This is a genomic window from Gordonia sp. SCSIO 19800 (assembly GCF_018132775.1).
Taxonomy (GTDB): domain Bacteria; phylum Actinomycetota; class Actinomycetes; order Mycobacteriales; family Mycobacteriaceae; genus Gordonia; species Gordonia hongkongensis.
Genome location: NZ_JAGRQM010000004.1, coordinates 109,200 through 130,512, shown reverse-complemented (window position 1 = coordinate 130,512; position 21,313 = coordinate 109,200). Strand labels below are relative to the sequence as shown.

20 protein-coding genes and 1 tRNA gene are annotated in these 21,313 nt (G+C 67.1%); 8 read left to right on the top strand and 13 right to left on the bottom strand.

Features of this window, described 5'->3' with window-relative positions; genetic code table 11:
* Positions 1 to 96: 96 nt before the first annotated feature.
* Positions 97 to 1,881, top strand: a complete 1,785-nt coding sequence (locus KB201_RS06380; RefSeq protein WP_211538664.1) for a DUF3556 domain-containing protein — start codon at positions 97 to 99, stop codon at positions 1,879 to 1,881.
* Between the two features lie 28 nt (positions 1,882 to 1,909).
* On the opposite strand, the gene KB201_RS06375 is transcribed toward KB201_RS06380, so the two are convergent.
* The gene (locus tag KB201_RS06375) at positions 1,910 to 2,866 is read right to left on the bottom strand and encodes a DMT family transporter (protein WP_211538663.1); all 957 of its coding nucleotides are present in this window, start codon (positions 2,864 to 2,866) and stop codon (positions 1,910 to 1,912) included.
* Positions 2,867 to 2,902: 36 nt separating this feature from the next.
* On the opposite strand from KB201_RS06375, the gene KB201_RS06370 reads away from it, so the two are divergent.
* From KB201_RS06370 to KB201_RS06360, 3 genes are all read left to right on the top strand, one after another.
* Positions 2,903 to 3,499, top strand: a complete 597-nt coding sequence (locus KB201_RS06370; protein ID WP_307848048.1) for a helix-turn-helix domain-containing protein — start codon at positions 2,903 to 2,905, stop codon at positions 3,497 to 3,499.
* Positions 3,500 to 3,600: 101 nt separating this feature from the next.
* Positions 3,601 to 4,077 carry a hypothetical protein gene (locus KB201_RS06365; RefSeq protein ID WP_307848047.1) on the top strand — a complete coding sequence of 159 codons (477 nt, stop codon included), beginning with the start codon at positions 3,601 to 3,603 and terminating at the stop codon, positions 4,075 to 4,077.
* Between the two features lie 73 nt (positions 4,078 to 4,150).
* Entirely contained in the window at positions 4,151 to 5,887 is a 1,737-nt protein-coding gene (locus KB201_RS06360) for a SulP family inorganic anion transporter (protein ID WP_211538661.1), read from the top strand.
* Between the two features lie 21 nt (positions 5,888 to 5,908).
* Here the strand turns inward: KB201_RS06360 and KB201_RS06355 are convergent, their stop codons facing one another.
* The 4 genes from KB201_RS06355 to KB201_RS06340 all read right to left on the bottom strand — a co-directional run bounded on the left by KB201_RS06355 (position 5,909) and on the right by KB201_RS06340 (position 12,115).
* Complete coding sequence (locus tag KB201_RS06355; protein WP_058250995.1) at positions 5,909 to 7,231, bottom strand: CdaR family transcriptional regulator; 1,323 nt, start codon at positions 7,229 to 7,231, stop codon at positions 5,909 to 5,911.
* The gene (locus KB201_RS06350) at positions 7,228 to 8,649 is read right to left on the bottom strand and encodes an NAD(P)/FAD-dependent oxidoreductase (protein ID WP_058250994.1); all 1,422 of its coding nucleotides are present in this window, start codon (positions 8,647 to 8,649) and stop codon (positions 7,228 to 7,230) included. The genes KB201_RS06355 and KB201_RS06350 overlap by 4 nt, the downstream gene beginning before the upstream one ends.
* Positions 8,646 to 10,508 (bottom strand): DUF3556 domain-containing protein, encoded by a 1,863-nt coding sequence (locus KB201_RS06345; RefSeq protein ID WP_058250993.1) that lies wholly within the window; start codon positions 10,506 to 10,508, stop codon positions 8,646 to 8,648. The genes KB201_RS06350 and KB201_RS06345 overlap by 4 nt, the downstream gene beginning before the upstream one ends.
* Before the next feature lie 140 nt (positions 10,509 to 10,648).
* Positions 10,649 to 12,115 carry a class I adenylate-forming enzyme family protein gene (locus KB201_RS06340; RefSeq protein WP_058251137.1) on the bottom strand — a complete coding sequence of 489 codons (1,467 nt, stop codon included), beginning with the start codon at positions 12,113 to 12,115 and terminating at the stop codon, positions 10,649 to 10,651.
* A 272-nt stretch (positions 12,116 to 12,387) separates the two neighbouring features.
* Between KB201_RS06340 and KB201_RS06335 the strand changes: the two genes are divergently transcribed.
* Positions 12,388 to 13,893, top strand: a complete 1,506-nt coding sequence (locus KB201_RS06335; RefSeq protein WP_078111843.1) for a sigma factor-like helix-turn-helix DNA-binding protein — start codon at positions 12,388 to 12,390, stop codon at positions 13,891 to 13,893.
* 14 nt (positions 13,894 to 13,907) lie between these two features.
* Here KB201_RS06335 and KB201_RS06330 read toward each other — a convergent pair whose 3' ends face one another.
* Positions 13,908 to 14,591: an AMP-binding protein gene (locus tag KB201_RS06330; protein ID WP_223259072.1), complete on the bottom strand. Its 684-nt coding sequence runs from the start codon at positions 14,589 to 14,591 to the stop codon at positions 13,908 to 13,910.
* A gap of 292 nt (positions 14,592 to 14,883) precedes the next feature.
* Here KB201_RS06330 and KB201_RS06325 point away from each other — a divergent pair, with 292 nt between their 5' ends.
* On the top strand, positions 14,884 to 15,552 hold the full coding sequence (locus KB201_RS06325) for an MspA family porin (RefSeq protein ID WP_068972621.1): 669 nt from the start codon (positions 14,884 to 14,886) through the stop codon (positions 15,550 to 15,552).
* 47 nt (positions 15,553 to 15,599) lie between these two features.
* The gene (locus tag KB201_RS06320) at positions 15,600 to 16,280 is read left to right on the top strand and encodes an MspA family porin (RefSeq protein ID WP_068972622.1); all 681 of its coding nucleotides are present in this window, start codon (positions 15,600 to 15,602) and stop codon (positions 16,278 to 16,280) included.
* Positions 16,281 to 16,341: 61 nt separating this feature from the next.
* Here KB201_RS06320 and KB201_RS06315 read toward each other — a convergent pair.
* From KB201_RS06315 to KB201_RS06295, 5 genes are all read right to left on the bottom strand, one after another.
* Positions 16,342 to 16,432 (bottom strand) — tRNA-Ser (locus KB201_RS06315).
* A gap of 171 nt (positions 16,433 to 16,603) precedes the next feature.
* Positions 16,604 to 16,813 (bottom strand): CsbD family protein, encoded by a 210-nt coding sequence (locus KB201_RS06310; protein WP_058250988.1) that lies wholly within the window; start codon positions 16,811 to 16,813, stop codon positions 16,604 to 16,606.
* A gap of 170 nt (positions 16,814 to 16,983) precedes the next feature.
* Entirely contained in the window at positions 16,984 to 17,253 is a 270-nt protein-coding gene (locus KB201_RS06305) for a hypothetical protein (RefSeq protein WP_058250987.1), read from the bottom strand.
* 123 nt (positions 17,254 to 17,376) lie between these two features.
* The gene (locus KB201_RS06300) at positions 17,377 to 17,841 is read right to left on the bottom strand and encodes a nucleoside deaminase (protein WP_176455868.1); all 465 of its coding nucleotides are present in this window, start codon (positions 17,839 to 17,841) and stop codon (positions 17,377 to 17,379) included.
* Positions 17,842 to 17,860: 19 nt separating this feature from the next.
* Entirely contained in the window at positions 17,861 to 18,403 is a 543-nt protein-coding gene (locus KB201_RS06295; protein WP_058250986.1) for a tRNA adenosine deaminase-associated protein, read from the bottom strand.
* A 78-nt stretch (positions 18,404 to 18,481) separates the two neighbouring features.
* Here KB201_RS06295 and KB201_RS06290 point away from each other — a divergent pair, with 78 nt between their 5' ends.
* Positions 18,482 to 19,456, top strand: a complete 975-nt coding sequence (locus KB201_RS06290; RefSeq protein ID WP_078111845.1) for a prephenate dehydrogenase — start codon at positions 18,482 to 18,484, stop codon at positions 19,454 to 19,456.
* 35 nt (positions 19,457 to 19,491) lie between these two features.
* On the opposite strand, the gene KB201_RS06285 is transcribed toward KB201_RS06290, so the two are convergent.
* Both KB201_RS06285 and KB201_RS06280 read right to left on the bottom strand, forming a co-directional pair.
* A complete protein-coding gene (locus KB201_RS06285; RefSeq protein WP_082652894.1) occupies positions 19,492 to 20,046 on the bottom strand; it encodes a putative glycolipid-binding domain-containing protein in 555 nt (184 codons plus the stop codon).
* 160 nt (positions 20,047 to 20,206) lie between these two features.
* Positions 20,207 to 20,992 (bottom strand): hypothetical protein, encoded by a 786-nt coding sequence (locus KB201_RS06280; RefSeq protein ID WP_068972623.1) that lies wholly within the window; start codon positions 20,990 to 20,992, stop codon positions 20,207 to 20,209.
* Between the last annotated feature and the right edge of the window lie 321 nt (positions 20,993 to 21,313).

The window sequence follows — 21,313 nt, the reverse complement described above, 5'->3', positions numbered from 1 at the left end:
CCCAACGTCTGCACCGCATCGGATGTCATCCACGTTTCTCCACAGCGTCACCGAATCAGCACCAAGCAAGCACTTGGTTTGTTAGGTTCTCGGTCAATGGGATTCCTGAAGCAGACCACGCCGGAGATCGACTTCCCGACCTGGAGTCAGGGCACGCGCGCGGAGAAGATCGAGCCGATGGCGCGGCACTGGGCCGAGGTCGGGTTCGGGACGCCGGTGGCGCTGCACCTGTTCTATGTGGGCAAGATCCTCCTCTACGTGCTTGTCGGCTGGGTCATCGTGATCAGCACACCCGGGATCGACGGCTTCTTCGACGTCGCCGACTGGTACAACGAGCCGATCGTCTTCCAGAAGATCGTGCTGTACACGATGCTGTTCGAGGTCGTGGGCCTCGGGTGCGGGTTCGGGCCGCTGAACAACCGGTTCTTCCCGCCGCTCGGTTCGATCCTGTATTGGTTGCGACCGAAGACCATCCGGCAGCCACCATGGCCGCGGATTCCGTTGACTGCCGGCGATTCCCGTAACCCGGTCGACGTCATCCTCTATGGCGCGCTACTCGCCTTGCTGGTCATAGCGTTGTTCAGTCCGGGTACCGGCGCTATCCCGGAGCTGGACACGACCGTCGGAGTCCTCCCCAGCTGGCACATCTGGGCCGTCCTGGGTGTGCTCGCGGCGATCGGTCTGCGTGACAAGACCGTCTTCCTCGCGGCGCGCGGTGAGGTCTACGGCGCGTTCACCGTGGCGTTCCTCTTCAGCGGGGTCGACATGATCGTCGCCGCGAAGCTGGTCTTCCTCTGCATCTGGCTCGGGGCAGCGACGTCGAAGTTGAACAAGCACTTCCCCTTCGTCATCGCGACGATGATGTCCAACAACCCGATCTGGCGTTCCCCGAAGATCAAACGGAAGTTCTTCGAGGACTTTCCCGACGACCTGCGGCCGGGCCGTCGATCACGATGGATCGCGCACTTCTCCACTGCGGTCGAAGGACTCGTGCCGCTCGTCCTGTTCTTCTCCCACGGCGGGTGGGTGACCGCGGTGGCGGCAACGATCATGCTGATCTTCCATTTCGGCATCCTGTCGTCGATCCCGATGGGCGTCCCGCTTGAGTGGAACGTCTTCATGATGTTCGGCATCCTGGCGATCTTCGTGGGTCACCCCGACATCGGACTCGCCGACCTCCGATCACCCTGGCCGCTACTGCTGTTCGCAGTTTCTGCCGGCACGGTGATCATCGGGAACCTGATGCCGCGCAAGGTCTCGTTCCTGCCCGGCATGCGCTACTACGCCGGCAATTGGGACACCGGCCTGTGGTGCATCAAGCCGTCCGCGTCGGCGAAGATCGAACAGGGCATCGTCGCCATCGCGTCGATGCCGGCCGCGCAGCTCGAACGGTTCTACGGCAGCCCCGAAGCGGCCCAGATACCGCTCTACATGGGATATGCGTTCCGCTCGTTCAACAGTCACGGTCGGGCCCTGTTCACGTTGGCGCACCGAGCGATGGCCGGCGCCGGGAGCGGAGCGAGCGGGCCGGATGAGAACGGCGTTGCGGAGTCGGAGTATGTACTGACCGACGGCGAACGAATCTGCAGCACGGCGATGGGCTGGAACTTCGGCGACGGCCATCTCTCCAACGAGCAGCTCATCGAATCCTTGCAGCGGCGTTGTCATTTCGAGCCCGGGGAGGTCCGGATCGTACTGCTCGACGCGCAACCGATCCACCGACAGACGCAGGAGTACCGCCTCGTCGACCCGGCCGTCGGCGAGTTCGAACGCGGATACGTACGCGTTGCCGACCTGGTCACGCGACAGCCGTGGGACGACCAGGTTCCCGTCACGGTGACCTGGCGCGCCGACGACGGCCGGGCAGATCCCACCGGGTGAGTCGGGGCGATTGGGTCCGCCAGGCGGATCACAATGCCCCCACAGCTTCAGCAGCCCGGCGCCGGTCACGCACCTCGGTCGACGACTCCGCCCGATTCACGACCCAGGTGGCGCCACCGGCCATGGCAAGCCCGAGAGCCGTTGCCCAGCCGAAGGGTTCGCCGTACATCGCGGTGCCCCACACCGCGGTGACGGGCGGCATCAGGAACATCAGCGTGTTCACCGAGGTGACGCCGGACCGTCGTAGGAGTATCCAGTACAGCCCGTAACCGCCGAGCGTCGACAGGATCGACAGCCAGGCGATCGCCAGCCAGAAGGTGCTGTCGGTCGGTGGCACCGCCACCCCCGCGAGAAGGCCTGCCGCGGTGAAGATCACCGCGGAGACGCCGCAGTGGATCGCCAGGATGATCATGGGTGACGGCGGGTCGACGACGCGTCGTTCGAGGAAGGTGGCGGCAACCAGCGCGGCCATACCGAGCAGCGGGACGAGGTACGCCCACCACGGCGCGTCCGCGGATGACGTCGCGTCCGACCAGGTGACCAGTACAACCCCGGCCGCCCCGACGAGCAGCCCCCACCACTGTCGTCGGTGGGTGACCGCCCCGAGCAACGGACCTGCCAGTGCGGCGACGACGAGCGGTTGGACACCGTCGATCAGTGCGGTCGTCCCGGTACTGACGCCGAGTGCGATCGCCCAGTACACCGTGACCGTGTAGCCGGCTTGCGAGAGCGCACCGATGGCGACCTGGGAACCGATCGCTCGCCCGGACATCGGCGCGAGGCCACGCCGACGCCACCGGAAGTACACCGCGGCCCCGAGTACGACCGCGACCACCAGGAATCGCCACATGAGGACCGTGAGCACCGGCGCCTCACCCGCGCCCAGCTTCGCGCCGATGAAACCCGACGACCAACAGACGACGAACACCGCCGACATGACAACTGTCACCCATCGCGCAGGTATACCGATCTGTGAAGTTCGCATGCCGACGACCTTACCGATCGGTGTAGTCTTTGTCATGTGACTGCCGAGACCACACTCTCGACCGTGGAGTGGACACCCAAGGCCCGACTCATCCTCGACGCGGCCTCGGCACTGTTCTACGAACACGGCATCCACGCGGTCGGTGTCGACTCCATCGCGGCAGCCGCGGGCGTCACGAAACGCACGCTCTACGACCGCTTCGGCTCCAAGGAGCAACTGGTCGTCGAGTATCTGCGTGCCCGCAACGCCGCCTGGCAAGAGTTCCTCCGGTCCCGCCTGGACGCCGCCGATGCGTCGCCGAGCGCACAACTCGCCGCGATCTTCGACGCCACGCGGGACTGGTCGGAGGACCGCGGTCACAAAGGGTGCGCGATGATCAACGCGCACGCCGAGATCAGCGATCCCGGGCATCCCGCGTTCTCGATCATCGTCGGCCAGAAACACGAGCTACGGGACCTCTTCGCCTCGATCGCGACGAAGGCCGGCGCGCCCAACTCGCGCACATTGGCACAGCGACTGTTCATCCTCCACGAGGGCGCGCTGGTGACCGCCGGGATGGGGGTCGAGCCGGGAGCCCTCGACGCGGCTCGCGACTTCGCACTCGATATCTTCGACGGCCAGCAGTCGAATTGACGAACTCTTAGCGCCCGGATGCGTTCCGCAGCAACATGATGCGGAGTAGATCTGATGCGGTGACCTTGTTCGACATACTGCCCTCTCTGAAAGGCGTCACCGTGACCAGATCGTTTGACACCGCGACGTGGGGAACACCGTTACGCACCGTCGGACCGGACGTCGTCGCCGGCGACCTGTACCTCCGCGCAGAATCGCTGCACCGCAAGGTCGCGTTCTACCTCGACGCAGACGGCGAGCCCGTCTGCCAATCCCTGTGCCCGACCGGGGTGTGGTTCCCGACGCTGGTCACCCGGGTCACGTCTGCGGTCGTCGCCCGGGAACGCGTCGTCGTCCATGTCGACGCCGCCCTCCCGCTCCACTCCGCACTGCTCGATGTCGCTTTCCCGGGGACTCATCTGGCGGGCGCGACCATGGTCGACATCACCGTCGTCGACCTGTCCCGGCATCGTCGCACCCTGCACGCCGAAGCTCCCGCCCACCTCACGGTCACCGGCACCATCGCCCTGGCCCTGTCGCCCGTGATCCCGCCGCGGACAACGGACCCGCGACACGTCTCCCGGGCGGTCATCGCCTGACATGATCGCAAACGGCGCGACAACTACTGGGCAATGAAAGGCCGAAACCGCCGCCAGGGCTCATAATCGCCTGATGCAACCGGAAGCGGTCTCACGATTCCTGCCCGGATTGGGAGTGCTCCGCAGCTACGAGCGGTCATGGCTGAAGGGTGACATCGTCGCCGGGATCGTCCTGACGGCGTTGCTCATTCCCGCCGGCATGGGGTACGCCGAAGTCGCCGGGTTGCCACCGGTCACCGGTCTCTACGCGACGGTCATACCGCTGCTCGTCTATGCCGTCGTCGGACCGTCCCGCATCTTGGTCCTCGGCCCCGACTCGTCGCTCGCCCCGATCATCGCGGCGTCGATCATTCCGCTCGCAGCGTTCGACGCCGAGCGCATCGCCTTGGCCGGCGTGCTCGCCATCGAGGTCGGTCTGGTCCTGCTGATCGGCGGCCTCCTCCGGCTCGGCTTCGTCACCGACCTGCTGTCCAAACCGATACGCATCGGCTACCTCAACGGCATCGCACTTGTCGTCGTGCTCAGCCAGCTGCCCAAGCTGCTGGGCTTCAGCGTCGACGGTGACCCGGTCATCCAGGAGGCGATCAACATCGTCAAGGGTGTCGCGTCCGGGGAGGCCGAACTGCTGCCGACGGTCATCGGGGTGTCGTGCCTGGTCCTGATCTTCGCACTCAAGTTCTGGCGCAAAGCCATTCCGGGAGTCCTGGTCGCCGTGGTGGCCTCGATCATCGCAGTCGCGGTCTTCGGCTGGTCCGATGACATGCCGGTCGTCGGAGCGATGCCCCGCGGATTCCCGTCGCCGTCCCTGGAAGGCGTGACCCTCGACGACGTCATCAGCCTGATCGGCCCGGCCGTCGGTATCGCGCTGATCGCGTTCGCGGACACCAGCGTGCTGTCCCGGACCTTCGCCGCGCGCGCGGGCGACCAGGTCAACGGCAGCCAGGAGATGGCGGCCATCGGCACCGCGAACATCGCCACCGGCTTCCTGAGCGGCTTCGCCATCTCGGCGTCGTCATCCCGGACCCCGGTCGCCGAACAGGCCGGGGCCAAGTCGCAACTGGCCGCTGTCGTCGGGGCGCTGTTGATCGTCGTCTTCATCTTCGTCGCACCGGGGGTCACCGCCTACCTGCCGTCGGCCGCCCTGGCGGCCGTCGTGATCGCCGCGGCCGTCTCACTGATCGACATCTCCGGCGTGGTGACGCTGTTCCGCGCCAACTGGGTCGAGGGCGCCCTGTCGATCGCCGCCTTCCTCGGTGTCGCGCTCATCGGTGTCCTGCAGGGCATCCTGGTCGCAATCGGCCTGTCGTTCATCGCGTTCGTCAACCTCGCGTGGCGTCCGTACCGGACCGAGCTCGGCCGCGTCCCGGGACTGCGCGGCTACCACGACGTGACCCGTCACCCCGACGCCGAGCGCATCGACGGCGTCCTCATCATCCGGTTCGACGCGCCGCTGTTCTTCGCCAACGGCGGCATGTTCGACGACTACGTCCGCGGCATGGTCCGCGACGCAAGGGCGGCCGGGCGGCAACTGCACACCGTGATCCTCGCCGCCGAGCCCATCGTCGACATCGACGCCACCGCTGTCGACGAACTCGTCGAACTGGACGACTATCTCCGTAGCCACGGCATCACCCTTGTCTTCGCGGAGATGAAGGACCCGGTGCGAGACATTCTCCGACGCTATGACCTGCGCGTCGACGGCAGACCCCGGTTCGACGACACGCATTTCGCGCCCACTACCGGCGCGAAGATCGACGAGATCACCGGGCAACCCCGCCGAGACGTCCAGAAGTCGAACGACGGGATCTGACACCGCGACATCGGACGCCCCTCAGTGCGCGAAGATCACCGGCCCGAGGAATTCACACACCGTCAGCGCCAGAGCGAGATCCAGGCGGTCGCGGTCCGCCGGGACCTCGGCGAGCGCCTTGCCGACGCGATACTTCACCGTGTTGCGGTGGAGGTTGAGCCGTTCAGCGGTGTGGAGGTGGCTTTCCTTGGTGGCGAAATACACCGACAGCGTCTCCCGCAGCATGTTCGCGTTCGGGGAGTCCTCGGCGAGTCCGCCGAGGACCTCGTGGACCCACGCCCGCGTCGACTCGAGGTCCTGCGCCAGCAGGGACACCACGGCCACACCTCGGTCGCCGAATCCGATCACCCGACTCGCCGCACCACCCGGCATGGTCGCCACCGAGTAGGCGGCGAGTGCCTGCTCGTGGGTTCTCCGGAAACCCCGTGCCCCGGATGCGGGAAGGCCCACCGCGACTCGGATTCCCGCCGGCACGGTCGAGCGCACCGCGGTCACCGACGAACCGTCGGTGACGTCCCGTCCGACCAGTGGAATCCAGGCCCAGACCGTCGACCGGTCGATCGCGGTGACGATCGGCGGGGAGCCTCCGCCCACCCGGGTACCGAGTTCGCGGGCCGCGTGGGTGAGCGCGACCAGTTCGCGGGGTTCGTCGTCGAATGACCACAGGATGAGCGCGAGGTGCCTGCGGTCGAGCGCGTAACCGGTCTCGGACTCGAAGGCCCGCTCATCGGATTCGGCGCCGTCGAGGAACGAGTGGATGGCCGCTGATTGCACGTTGCCCTCGACGCCGAGCCACCGTCGGCGTTCGTCTTCGTACGCCTCGAACACGTACAGGGAGATCCAGTCGATGTATCCGGACAACACATCGGAGATGTGCCGGGTCAACGCCATCGACTGTCCGGCGTCGAGGTCGAGATCCTCGACCAGTCGGTAACATTCACGCATCACGCTGTTCTGCCCGAGATGGTAGGCCCGCACGAGCGAGTTCGACGGCACGTCCCGTTGCGCCAGACGCAGCGCGTATTCCACTGCGGCGGTGGTCGGTTGCAGGTGTTCGATCGGAATGTCGTTCGCCAGGACGTGGATGATCGTCGAGACGTTGCCGTGCACGCTCGCCTCGAGCAACTCCACGAGCTTGGGATCGGTGTCGAGCTGATCGATCTCCCGGGCCATCATGGCGCTCAACTCGGTGACGATGTCGGACACGTTCTCGTGCAGAGTCTTCGCGATCATGGCCGCCTGCTCGAGCAGCTCGGACCCGGCCGCCGCGGGCACTCCGGCCAACCGGTCGCGCGCGGCGTCCCCCGCCGTCCACAGCGCACGCGACGGTCGCGACGCGGTCATCGTCGCGACCGTGCGTACCGCAACGCCGACTCGGCGGCGTGGTATCCGCACAACCCGTGGATACCGGCACCGGGTGGACTCGCTTGAGAGCAGATGTACACGCCCGGTACGCCGATCGCGTACGGATCGAGCGCGGCACGGGGTCGCAGGACCATCTGCAGGCCGTCGTTCGCTCCGCCGATGATGTCCCCACCCGCGAAGTTGGCGTTCGACGAGTGGAGCTGTTCGGTACCCGTGCTGACCGTCGCCACGATCCGATCACGGAATCCCGGTGCGAATCTCTCGATCTGCGCGACGATCTGCTCGGTGGCATCTCCGTCGAAACCTCGAGGGACATGCGCGTACGCGTAGATCGGATTGACCCCGCCCGCACTGCGACCGGGATCGGCGATGTACTGCTGACCGAGCAGGACGAACGGCCGTGGGACCATCACACCGGCCGCGCGCTGTCGCTCGGTGTGGGCGATCTCCGCGAAACTCCCGCCGAGGTGCACTGTCCCGGCGCGCAGGCAGTCCGGATTCGACCACGGGATGTCCCCGTCGATCGCGAAGTCGACCTTGTAGGCCGACGACCCGATTCGATAACGCCGGTACGAGCGGCGAATTCGAGCCGGCATCTCGTCGCCGAAGATCGAGAGCACCTGCGCCGGGGACAGGTCGAGCAGCGTGATGTCCGCCCGCGGCAGGTCGGCACGCGAGCTCACCCGGACACCGGTCTCGATCTTGCCGCCCGAATCCCGCAGTGCGCCGACGATCGCCGCGGTGATCGCTCCCGAACCGCCCTCGGCCACCGGCCATCCGTAACGATGCCCGCTCGCTGCGATCATGAGCCCGAGTGACGCGGTGAGCGGACGGTCCAACCGGGAGAACAGGTGTGCCGCGATCCCGCCGTACAGCGCACGGGCACGCTCGGTACGGAACCAGCGCGCGAGCACGGTGGCAGGCAGGATGGCTCGCGGGCCGAACGATGCGAGGCGAATCGGGTGACCGGGCACGTGCACGACCGGGCGGAGCAGATCGTCGCCGAGATCGTCGAAATGCTCGGCCAGATCACCGAACATCGCCTGCCAGCGCGATCCGTCGGCGCCCAGTCCCGCCGCCGTGGCACCGATCGACCGGAACAGCAATCCGGCGTCGCCGGAATCGAGAGGGTGCGCGCAGTCGGCGTCGGGCCACTTCCACGCCAGCCCGTACCGCTCGAGACCGACCTCCGCCCAGAACGGCGATCCCACGCCCAGCGGATGGAAGGCCGAACAGTGGTCGTGGATGACGCCCGGGACCGTCAGTTCGCCCGACCGGGCCCCACCACCGACGACCTCGGCCGCCTCCAGGACCTGCACGTCGACACCGTTGCGCGCCAGGTGCAGAGCGGCGGCGAGCCCGTTGGGCCCGCCGCCGACCACGACAGCTGTGGTCACTGCGGCGCCTGATCGGTCAGCCGGACCGTTGTCGCGCTGCGGTCATCGGAGCGCATCTTCGGTTCATGCACCACCTCAGGATCGGTGACGGCGCGGCGAGCGTCAACGTCGAGAGTCCAGTCGACCTGGAACGGGATGGGCCCGTTGGGCAGCCACGGTTGCTCGTTCACCGCGTCGACCACCCGGTAGGTCCCGGTCTCGATGACGCCCAGCGCCGCATCGATCACCTTGAACCGCTGCGTGCCCCGGTGAATCGGCTGGGACTCGATCCAGACCACCGTGAACTCGCCCGGCGCGAAGCCGCACCGCTTCTGCAGCGCCGCGATGAGCCGCTCGTCATGGAGATGCCCGTCACCGAAGTTGAAGGCCACCAACGAGTTACACGAGAACTCCGCCTCCCTCAGCGTGTAGGTGTCGATATCGGACCCGAGATGACGGATCATCAGCGAGTACAGCGCGCGCCCCTGGCTGTGCATCGAACGCCAGGCCAGCAGCTGGTGCATCACGACATCGGCCACCTCGGCCGGGTACGAAGCGAGGAGCTGGGTGCGGGTGTTCTTCGCGGGCCGCACGATGTGCTGGTCGAGCTTCTCCTCGGCACCGGGCGCGAAAGCCCACGTGGCCGACGCCCAGTTCCCCGCGTACTGGCGCATCGACGGGAGGAACGAGACCAGGTCCGGACGGAGGTTGCCGAGCACGGGGAAGAAGCAGAGCGCCGCGGCGATCAGCACCATCGCCCACGGCATCGACGTGTCGGTCAGCGCGTAACCGTCCCAGGCCGGGAATCCGAGGAACAGGAACACCGAGGCGTACGCGAAGAGCAGGTTCCATTCGAGCGGAACGGCCAGTGGGAACGTCGACAGGATGAAGAAGTGGAAGCACACCATGAGGACGACCGCCGCCACGGTGAGCGACTTGCTCGTCGAGAACAGCAAGACCAGCGGGGTGACGACCTCGACGATGGTGCCCAGGACGTGCCCGACGCCGCCAGCCAGCTTCGACGGCCGCATGTCCTCGGGGAAGTCGCGATAGTGCGCCCGCTTGATCTTCTTGCTCGGCAACCACGGGGTGTTCGACAGCATCGGCGGGATCACCATCGAGAAATGATGTCCCAGCTTGGAGATCCCGGCACCGACCCACACCGACACGATGAGCAGTTTGAGCGCCAGGATCATGTCGACGAACGGGAGGACGCCGAAGAAGATCATCGCCGGGAGATACTGCTCGGAGCGAGCCGCGATGAAGATGACCTTGTCCCGCAGGCCGATCACCACGAACAGCGCGATGAGCGGGTACATCAGAACGGGGTTCACCAATCCCTGGTTGTCGGCCACCACCGAGTCAAGCGAGTTCGACGCGATACCCGGGAGCGCTATCGCGACAGCAAGATTCGCGAGAATGAGCGCGTAGACCGCGATGTCGAACGCGGTGCGGGAGTCACCCTTGGTGAAGGGCACCTTGCCGGGCCACGGTGGAAGCCGGATCGTCTGTGGCCGCAGCCAGTACAGGAAGCCGCCGGTCATCGGTTTGAAATGTCCGGCCAGCGGCCCCCACGACCCTCCGATGCCCAGGACCTCCACCAGCACGGTCCACAAGACCAGCTTCTGATAGACGATCGGCTGGTTCCACCACTCGGTCACGTGCAGCGGGTTGAGTCCGGACGTCAGCGTCGCGAGGACGATCCCGACACCGCCGTAGAAGACGAAGACTTTCATCAGATAGATCAGATGAACCATCTTCGGCGTGCCGAAGCCGTGATCGGCCCAGTGGGCTCCCAGCACGCGGATCCGATCGAAGAACGGCCGCTGGAGGAATGTCTCCGGGTCCACTTGGGGAAAGTCTGGTTGGGTGAGTCCCATTGGTGCGCACTCCTTGTCGTGTGAATGGGTCGGTTGAGGTGTGGGTGGGTTGGGTGTGGGACCGGCATCGCCGGTCTCGGCGCGCGGGTCATCGGCTCGGCGTCCGCCGTGGGACGTCGAAATCGGGCCGAATCGGGGGATCAGATGGGCTGCGGACTGTGGAGACCGGAACGCAGCGCCGGTTTGTCGATCTTCCCGACCGGATTGCGCGGCAGTTGGTCGACGACGTGGATTGTGCTCGGCTGCTTGATCTTCGCCAGCCGTCCGGCGAGGTGGTCAGCCAGCTTTCCCGCATCGACCGCACGGTGTGGGTAGGCGACGACGAACGCGACGGGCAACTCGCCGTAGAGTTCGTCCGGTGCTCCCACGACCGCGCACTCGAGCACGTCGGGATGCGTCGCCAGTGCGTTCTCGATCTCCTTGGGGTAGATGTTCTCCCCGCCACGGATGATCATGTCCTTGATGCGGCCCACCAGGGTCAGGTAGCCGTCCTCGTCGAGGCGGCCCACATCCCCGGAGTGCAGCCGGCCGTTGATGACAGTCGACGCGGTCGCCTCCGGCCGGTTCAGGTAGCCGCGCATGACATTCGGCCCGCTGATGACGACTTCACCGATCTCGCCGGTGGGCACCTCCGTGCCCTGTTCGTCGACGATGGAGATCCGCTGCCCCGGAAGCGCCGGGCCCACCGTCCCGAGTTTGCGTACTCCGACGACCGGATTGCAGGCCGACGCACAGGTGCCCTCGGTCAGGCCGTAACCCTCGACGACAGGTATCCCGAAGGCGCCCTCGACCCGGTCGAGCAGTTCTCTCGAGATCGGGGCGGCCCCGCAGACCGCGAACCGGAGAGACCCGGTGGCCCCAGCTGTCAGACCGTCCTGCGACACGAGGAGCGCGTAGATGGTCGGTACGGCGGAGAAGTATGTCGGGGTGAGCCGTGCGACGTCGTCGAAGAACCGTGACGAGGAGAATCTCCCGGTGATGCTCAGCTGCCCGCCCGCGAGCATCGGCGCCAGGAAGCTCACGCAGATGGCGTTCACGTGGAACAGCGGCAGCACCAGGAGGGCATGGTCGGCCGCGGTGAGACCGAAATGCGTGACCATGGTCGACGCCATGTAGTGCAGATTGTCGTGCGACAGTCGGACACCCTTGGGTCTGCCGGTGGAGCCGGAGGTGTAGATCAGCAATGCGTCGTCGCCGGCGGCCGGTGACAGTGAGCCCCGCCAGTCCGCGCTCGGCGCCGTCGCCAGTTCCTCCACGTCGAACCGGGCACGGTCGGACCTCAGTTCTGCTGCGCGGGTCCCGATGACGACCCGTGCTCCCGAATCCGCCAGCTGGTACTCGGCTTCCTCCGGGGTGAATGCCGGGTTGACCGGAGTGGCGACCGCGCCGATCCGCCATGCCGCCATCAACGTGACCAGCAGTTCGATCCGGTTGGGCAGAAAGGTCGCCACGACGTCCCCGGGTCGAACGCCAGCACGGCCCAGTTGTTCGGCGACACCCTCGACGCGACGCGCAAATCCGGCGTAGTCGAGGGCGACCACGTCATCGCGAACACACGGGGCGTCGGCGCGATGGGTCAGGTCCCATGCGAAGTAGGTGCTGGTCACCGGGCTTGCCTCCGAGATCGTCGTGGTTGATGTGATCCAGAACACTATGAAAGCGGGAGCCGAACCGAAACGGTCGCGGAGGCCAGACTTCCTCGAGACCTTTGTGCTCGGGGGACAATCCGACACCGGACGTCGTCGGTCCGGTCGAGCTCTGCGTGCGCGGGGTCCCGGTAGCGTGTGAGGTGCTCTGCGCAGGCCCTCGCGAGCGTTCGGCGAACCCTGGGCGGGCCACCGTTGCACGACGTCACCCGACCGCCGAGGAAGCACCATCCATGACCGCGCACGCCAACGGACCCTTACCGTCGAGACGGTCGCCGGACGACGGACGCGCGCTCGACGCGGTCGCCGCCTTCGACGCCGGACTGTCCGACCAGGAGCGGCGGGTGCTGACCGAGCGCGTCTACGCTGCCAGCCCTCGCACCCAGTCGGAGGTCGCCGACCTTCTCGGGTTGTCCCGCGAGCGAGTCACCCAGATCGATCGCTCCACACGACACCGCCTGCGCTCGTTGATCGAGGCGGACCCGGCCCTCGCCGACCTGTCGGCGATGATCAACCGCCGGGCCGCTCCGGTCGCGGACGCCGCTGCGCTCATGGCCGACTCGACGCTCGCCGGGACTCCGGTGGGCGGCGTCGAGGCCCCGTGCTGGCGGGTGGTGGCCGCGGCGTCGGGTCTGCGCACGAGCGAGAACTGGATCATCCGGGGCAGCCTGCGCTCGGTCGCCGAGTTCACGAAGTCGGCGGTCGAGGCGGCGGCGCGCCCCGGCGAGGCGGCTTCGGTCATCACCATCGCGGATCACCTGGGCCTGTCCGGAGATTCGGCCGCACGGTGGCTACTGCGGGCGGGATACGAACTACTCGACGGCCACGCGATCGCCGCCCGGTCGACGACGGGCGAGATCGTCGTCGCAGCGCTCTCGATCCGCGGCGCGCCGTTGACCTTCGACGACATCATCGACGCGACTTCGGCGATCCCGCGTGCCCACAACAGTATTCGAAACGCGCTCGCCTCGGACGTGCGTATCGTCAGAACCGACCGCACCCGCTACGGCCTTGCCAAATGGGGCCTTCCACGATACGAGCCGGTCCATCTGCAGATCGATGCGATTCTCTCTGACCGCGACGGGGCCGTGCCCCTCGACGACGTCATCGCGACGATCCGCGGTCGTCACGACGTCAGCGAGGCCACAATCCGTTCGTATGCCGGTGCCGGCGAATTCCAGATCCGCGACGGCATCGTCACCCGACGCGAACGACCACATCGGCCGCGGCGGACGCCGGGACGGACGCGCGGACTGTACCGCGAAGACGACGTCGTGCATTGGGCGACGACGATAACTCCCGCGCAGTGTCGCGGAACGGGTTTCAACATACCCAGCGCTCTCGCCGGACTTCTCGGCATCGGCCCGGGTTCACCGGTCACACTCGAGACCGCGCTGGGCACACAGGCTTTCACGTGGGCATCGGTTCAGGCACGATCCGGCTCGATCAAGCGGTTCATCGATGAGCTCGAACTGGAACCGGGTACGCCCGTGTTCCTCGACTTCGGGCCGCACACCTTCACCGTTCGACGGGCCGAGCAGGCAACCGCGTCGTCCGCCGCGGACATCCTGACCCGGATCGGGCGGCAGCCGGCCCGGCTCACCAGAACCCGACTCCTCCAGGTGCTCGCCGAATCACTGTGGTTGCCACCGCAATCCGGAATCAACGACGTCGTCGAGCTCCTCGGCAGGCGTCGCGAGACCGACCTCGCGGACCGGGTCGCGGCCACACTGCGCTGAGCGTCGGGCATCGGTCAGCGAGTGCTCGGGGCACCCCAGTGGGGCTCGCCGTACGGGGCGTCGACCGCGACGCATGCGCCGGCCGACGCGCAGGCGAGGATCCGGACCATGGTGTCGCGAGTACCGAGATCGCCTTCGAAAGACACATACTCGCCACGACGCAGCCCGACGTCCGCCACCATCCGCTCCGCTTCGGCGATGAGTTGGCCGGTGGCGGCTTGTGGTTCGTGTCCGAGGTCGACGAGGCCGCCCTCGTTCCGGAGCATGTCCGCCGTCCGGAGTGCAGCGAGGACGAACTCGTCGCCGACGCGGTACATCTGACGACAGTGGCTCCGGGGCACGGCGGCTTCGACCAGATCCTCGACCTCGGTGCATTGATCGACATGAGCGAGCACGAAACCGATCTCGCACGAATGTGCCGGTTCGTTCGCTGGGCCGAGGACGATCGGAACCGTGACGGCGTCGACCTCCAGCAAGGAATACCAGGCGAGCACGAACTCCCAGCCGGTGCGGATCACGAGACCCACCCGACTGCCCGCGCGGACCCCGCAGGAGACCAGTTGCTCGGCCATCCATTCCACGGACTCGTAGAACCGTTCGAAGTCGATGACGGCGTCACCGGTGCGCACCGCGGGCAGCGAGCCATGGGTGTCGTGGGCGCCGCTCAGCAGCGAACATGAAGCCGACGTCTGACTCACACATCCCCGTATGCGTAGCGAGTTCGTCTGCCGTGCAGCCGAACTCGTGGAACTCGCGGGCGACTCCACCGTCTCGCACCGGCATGAGACCCTCACCTTGCAGAGGTTAGGCTACCTTTACCAAGCGGGTCGGTGTCAACCCCCTACATAGTTTTTCACTCATATCGAGTTTAGGGTACGTTCACCTACGATCCCACCCTGCCGCAGCTGTCGGGTCTCCCCCTGCGATGAGTCCCGACGTTCATGCGACACCCCGTTTCCGAACGGGTTGATGACACGAGGAGAGCACGAGATGACACAACGAACCCTGCGGGCCGTCGGACTGTCCGCACTCATCGGCGGATCGGTGACTGCCGCGCTGCTCGCCGGCGCCGCGTCGGCGGGCGCAGACACATTCGTCCGGCTTCCGGGCGGCACCGCGAAAGGTGAGGGCGTCCAGATCGTCCGATCCGAGGAGAGCGCGCGGGTCTCGACGTCGATGGCTGCCAACGGCGTGTCCAGAACCACCTGGGTCAGCGGCCAGATCACCTTGTACGCACCGAATCTCAAACCGGCGAAGGCAGGACCGAGCGTCGGCGCGGCCGGCGAGACCACCCTGCCCGGAAGCAACGGAACCGCCACGAACGGCGCCGCGGCCACCCTGTCCACCGGCTACATCATCGGGTGCCAGGTGAACATCAAGGGCCTGCAGGGCGGTCTGTCCGGATCGTTGACCCCGACCGCACCCTCCCTGTCGGGGACCCTGACCGTCCCGCTGGCCGCCGGCGACGTCACGTTCGTGGTGTTGAACACCAAGAACATCGAGAAGGCCGGTACTTACCACCTCGGTTACGACGACGCGCAGATCGACGTGCAGAACTGCGGCGGATACGCCCAGGCACGAGCATTCACCACGATCGAGACCACCGGCGAGGTGCACCAGAAGGTGAACCTCTACGGCAAGCCGTTCTCCATCGGCTGACCGCGAACCCGTTGTCCACCACCATGACCCGCCGAATCGGAGCTCCCATGACCGTCACCAAGCGCCGCGCCACGCGCACCCGGATCATCGCGTCCACGACCGCAGTCGCCTGCGCGGCACTGATACCCGTCCTCGATGCCGCACCCGCACACGCCGACACCACCGTCCAACTCCCCGGGCAATCCGTCACGAAGAAGTTGAAAGACGGTACGACGGTGACCATCACGCGCAGCAAAGAGTCCGCGCGGATCACCCCGTCGATGGGCGCCACGCCCCTGCACCGCAACGCCTGGGTGTCCGGCAAGTATGTGGTGACCACGTCCGACCCGGCCGCGAAGATCGGTGTCGGCGCCGGCTACATCGCCGGCTGCCAGCTGACACTGGGCGGCAACTCGAACAGCAGGGCCGGCGCGACCGCACCCAACTTCGACCTCCAGAGCGCGACCACGACGGCCGAGACCGGCGCCGGCGTGACCATCGGGCCCGGCCAAGCGGTCAACTACGTCATCAACGACCGTGAGTACAAAGACGCGTTCGGTGCGGCCGGCCACTCGTCGTCGATCAGCTTCTCCGGCGGCAAGGGCACACTGGCGTACACCAACGAGACCATGATGGTGAACGGCTGCGCCGGTTACGCGCAGGCCCGGTCGTACGCCAAGGTGAGCATCACCACCGACAACGTGTCGCAGTCGATCGCCGTGTACGGAAAGCCGTTCAGCATGGGCTGACCGACCACCGCTCCCAGAGATGCGAAATGGCCCCCCACCCGTGAGGATGGGGGGCCATTTCTGGCGGTGGCGGAGGGATTTGAACCCTCGGTACGGGGTTACCGCACACAGCATTTCGAGTGCTGCACCTTCGGCCGCTCGGACACGCCACCGCCGAAGACTGTACCGCAGACCCGCGGTCAGACTTAAATCGGCTGCTCAGGCCCACCCCCGCCCCCTGAGGAGCGAGCTTGCGAGCGTCACGAAGGGTCCTCGCAACTCGTCTCGGCAGGCCCCTTCGAGGCTTGTCGCTATCGCTCCTCGCACCTCAGGGAGCAGGGGGCCTAGTGGCCGGTCAGCTTGTCCTTGACGTCGTCGATCTTGCCCTTGACGGCGTCGGCGGCGTCGGTGATCTTCTGCTTGCCCTCGGCCTGCGCCTGGTCGCCCTTGCCCTCGTTCTTGAGGTCCTGATCGTCGGTGAGGCTGCCGGCAGCTTCCTTGCCGCGACCCTTGAGCTCTTCGGCCTTGTTCTTGGCGTCGTCCGTGGTTCCCATGAAGCCTCCTCGGTGAGGTTCGGCGCGGCCGGGTGCCGTCCGATGTGGAAGAACTCGGCGACGACCGACGCGCCGGCTGCTCGACACTGGCGCCGCCTGGGGAGCGGACTCCCGCATCCCACCGTGCCACAGGTGTGCACTGAGCTGCATGACCGCAGGTCAGTGACCTGTCAGCGGCTGTTGAACTTCTGGGACACCTCGTTGATCTTGTCCTTGGCGGTACTGAACGCCTCTTGGACCTTCTCGTTCTCGGCGAGATCGTTGAGCTTGTCCTTGGCGGTGTCCAGCGCATCCTGGACCTGCTTGCTCTCGACGAACTCGTCGATCTTGTCGCGCGCGGTACCCAGCGCCTCCTGGACCTTGCCGCTCTCGGCGAGCTCGTTGATCTTGGCCTTGGCGGTGTCGAAGGCCGCGGTCACCTTGTCGGACGGATCGGTCATGATTACTCCTCGCGGATCGGGGATGCTGACGTCCAATCTGCCAGGACCGCCCGCCGCCGACCACCGGTCTGCACCCTGAGATCTCACCGATCTTGAGTCCTCACGACCCCGAGATGACGACGGTCACGGGTGTCGTCGGGTGGCGAAGAAGTCGACCATGAGTGCGCGGCACTCGGCTTCGAGGACGCCGCCCCTCACCTGGGGGCGATGCGACAGCCGTGGATCGCGGACGACGTCCCACAACGAACCGACGGCACCGGTCTTGGGCTCCCACGCCCCGAAGACAACCGCGTCGACCCGGGACAGCGTGATCGCTCCGGCACACATCGTGCACGGTTCGACGGTCACCGCGATCGTGCATCCCGGGAGCCGCCATCCATCACCGAACGCCCGCGCCGCGGCACGCAGCGCAAGCACCTCGGCGTGGGCCGTCGGATCGGAATCGGCCTCGCGACGGTTGGCGGCCCGGGCCAGTTCGACGCCCTCGGGGTCGAACACGACTGCCCCGATTGGTACGTCGTCGGTCCCTGACAGTGCCGCCGCGTCGAGCGCGGACCGGACCATGGCCTCCCAGGCGGGCGCACTCATCGCGCGGCTTCGTGCGGGCTCAGTGGCCGAGGGAGTCGAGAACCTTGCCCAGCTCGTCGGCGAAACCGAGCCGCGCCGCGATCATGCCGAGCTGTTCGTCGGCGTACAGATCGGTGTCCCCGACGATGATGCTCATGACCGCGTCGGGCAGTCCCAGGTCGGCGAGCAGCCCGAGGTCCCCTTCCTCCCACGGATCGATCTGATCGAGCTCGTCCGGATCGATGTCGGGGACCTCGATGTTGAGGGCATCCAATGCGTCGACCGCGATGTCGTAGTCGACGGAGGCGGTCGCGTCGGAGATCAGCAGACGCGCCCCGGTCGGCGACGGCCGGACGATGATGAAGAACTCGTCATCGACGTCGAGGAGCCCGAAGACCGCGCCCGCCGAACGCAGCTCACGCAACTGGGTCTCGGCGTCCTCGAGATCAGAGAGCGCCGACGGTTTCATCGCGGTGACCTTCCACCCGCTCTCGTCGCGGACGACCGCCACGGCGAAACCGTCGATGTCGTCGTCCACGTCCTGCGCGTTCGACCCCGACTTCCCAAATCCGGCACCGGCCATGCGACAAACCGTAGCCCCTATCACCGGTACTCCCAAGTCCCGGTTCACCGGGCATGACCGGTATGGGAACGTGTCAGGGTGACTGCCGCGCCGTCGTCCCCCGCTGTCGCCCTTCCCACGCCGGTCTGTGTGCTGGGTCTCGGCCTGATCGGCGGCTCGCTGCTGCGGGCCCTGCACGACGCCGGGCACGAAGCGTTCGGCTACAACCGGTCGGCCACGACCGTCGATGCGGCCATCGGCGACGGTTATGACGCGTCCGCGGATCTTGTTGCGACGCTTCGGCGCGCGGCGTCGTCGGACGCGCTGCTCGTGCTCGCGACACCGGTGACGACGATCGGCCCCCTGGTGACGGCCATCGCCGAGAACGCGCCCGGGCTCCTGGTCACCGACGTCATCAGCGTCAAGCAGGAAGTCGAGCGCCTACTCGCCGATCTGCATCCCGGAGGTCGATACGTCGGCGGGCATCCGATGGCGGGGACAAGTTCGTCGGGCTGGGCGGCGACCGACGCCACCCTCTTCGACGGGGCGATGTGGGCGGTCACCACCACCGATCACACCCCAGCCGACGACTGGCTCACGGTGGCCGCGCTGGCCGTGACGGTCGGCTCGCGAGTGGTGCCGGTTGCACCCGACGCGCACGATCGGGCGGTTGCTGCGATCTCGCATCTGCCACACCTGACCGCCGCGGCCACGGCCGCCGTCGGGGCCGGTGAGAGCGACCTCGCCCTGCGCCTGGCCGCCGGCAGCTTCCGGGACGGCACCCGGGTCGCGGGCACCGCACCCGCCCTGCAGCGCGCGATGATCGAGGCCAACGGCATCGCCGTGCTCAACGTCCTCAGCGAGACCATCGACCGACTCACGGCCGTGCGCGACGAACTCCGCGACCACGGAACCGCCGAAGTGCTGGTCGATGACGGGCACCGCGCGCGAAAGGCGTACGAGCAACTGCATTCCGGCGCCGCGGAGGTCATCTCCGGGGTGACGGTCGGCGACGACGGCTGGCAGCAGGAACTACGCCGGCAGGCCCATCAGGGCCGGGTGTGGGTGGGCTGACCGCCGCGCCGTGTCCCTGGGGCCGCCCGCACACGTTAGACCCGGCGTGCGAGACCTGGGTAGTCGACGACGAAGTTGTTCTCGTCGACGGTGATGGTGGTCGTCGCCAACGGCGACACCACACGGAATCCGTCCGTGCCCGGGGTGTACGACATCGTCGCCGGCTTCACGTCTCCGCTGGGCAGGTACATGTAGGCGACGGGGATCTCGACCGCTCCGGGAGTCGACGCCGAGAGGGCACGTCGCCGGATCGGCAAGGCGTTGAACATCGGTGACAGTGCGAGGTCCACGTCTTCGGCGCCGTCGAAGTCCGAGCGGGTGGTCTCACCGTCGGGACGACGGATCAGCCACGTGCCCTCGTCGTCGCGCGTGATGCCGAACTGCGTCTCACCGTCAGTGCGTACCAGGTGAACGGTGAGCCGCTTGACCACACCGGCATCGGTGGTCTGCAGTTCGTACGACGCGGAGAACGCCTCGTGGTCGGCGGTCGCCGCGGCGATGATCCGTCCATAGGCCTTGAGTCGTGCGCCGGACACGACCAGGCGGACCTGTTCCAGTCGATCGGTGTCTTCGCCTCGCCACGTGAGCATCGTCTTGAACTCGTCGTTGGTGGCGGAGGACTGACCGCTGTCAGGGGCTGTCTGCGGAGAACTCACGTGACCACGGTAGCGAGCAACCGCCCCGATCACACATCGGACGACCTGGTCACCCGACCGATCACCCCGCCCGGGGCCCTGAAGACGTGACCGTTCAGGCGATACAGGACGCGGTTCGGCGGGTCGATGACGGCGTCACGGTGTCTTCGACCACCACCTCGCCCGCCACCGTGATCGAGCAACTCACCGAGCTGCCCGTTCCGGCGATGACCAGGAGGCGCAGCGGGTTGACCCCGCCGGTGAACTGGACGGTCCACGGATTCGTCGGGGCGAACTCCGAGCGCAAGCCGTTGTCGTCGACGTAGAGGATGGTGGCCTGCCCGTCGATGGTCGCCTCGTAGGTCACCGGTTTGTTCTGCGGATCGATGCGCTCACCGGGTTGACCCGGGAGCCGCTGTCCCGGGTCGGGCGGGGTCAGGCTGGGCGGTTCGAAGGTGCGTGGGATCGGCATGGTGTCGGTGACCGTCGGCGAGTCGGCGAAGCGGTCCTGCGGTGCCTCCTCCCGCAGCCCGAGGAACCCGACGAAAGCCACCACGAGCAGCACCACCACGCCCAGGGTCAGGATCAGGGTCGCGGTGGGCACCTTGCGAATGCGTGATCCCGGTCGGCCGTCGGCGCTTTCGGCCTCCCGCTCGGCAGTCGCGACGCGTTCGGCCTCGGCACGCTCGGCGCGCTCGGCCATGGTGAGCTCGGTGTTCGTCGGCTGGCCGGGGCGGAACATCGGGGTCCCGTCCGCGGCGTACCCGAGCGGCGGATAGAGCTGCGGTGCGACGGGTTGCCCGTAGAGATCGCGAGGCGACCCGCCGGTCTGGCTGCCGCCTCCGTCGCGGCGTCGAGGGTCGTGAGCGCCGGGGTTCGGCCCCCCGTACGGCTGTCCCATCGTCGGCCTCCGGTCGGATTCTCGAGCGTCGTCGCCGACGCGGCGCGGCCTCGACCGAAACCTACGGTTCGGCTCGACGCCGCGCGTCATTCCCTCTCCGACCTTACGGCGCGAAGTCGGGAGCCCACCTCGACGATCGGAAAACCGCAGGCCACGACGATGCCGCGACGACAGTGAACCAGTCGGTCGAATGAGCCCGAACATCGATGACGGAGACGCGGAAACCGTGGCCGCGCTGCCGCCCCACCCCCGTGCCCTCGGGGGCGGCAGCCCCCTGACAGGCCCCACCGAAAAGAGTTCACCGTAGTGAACTGAAAGTAC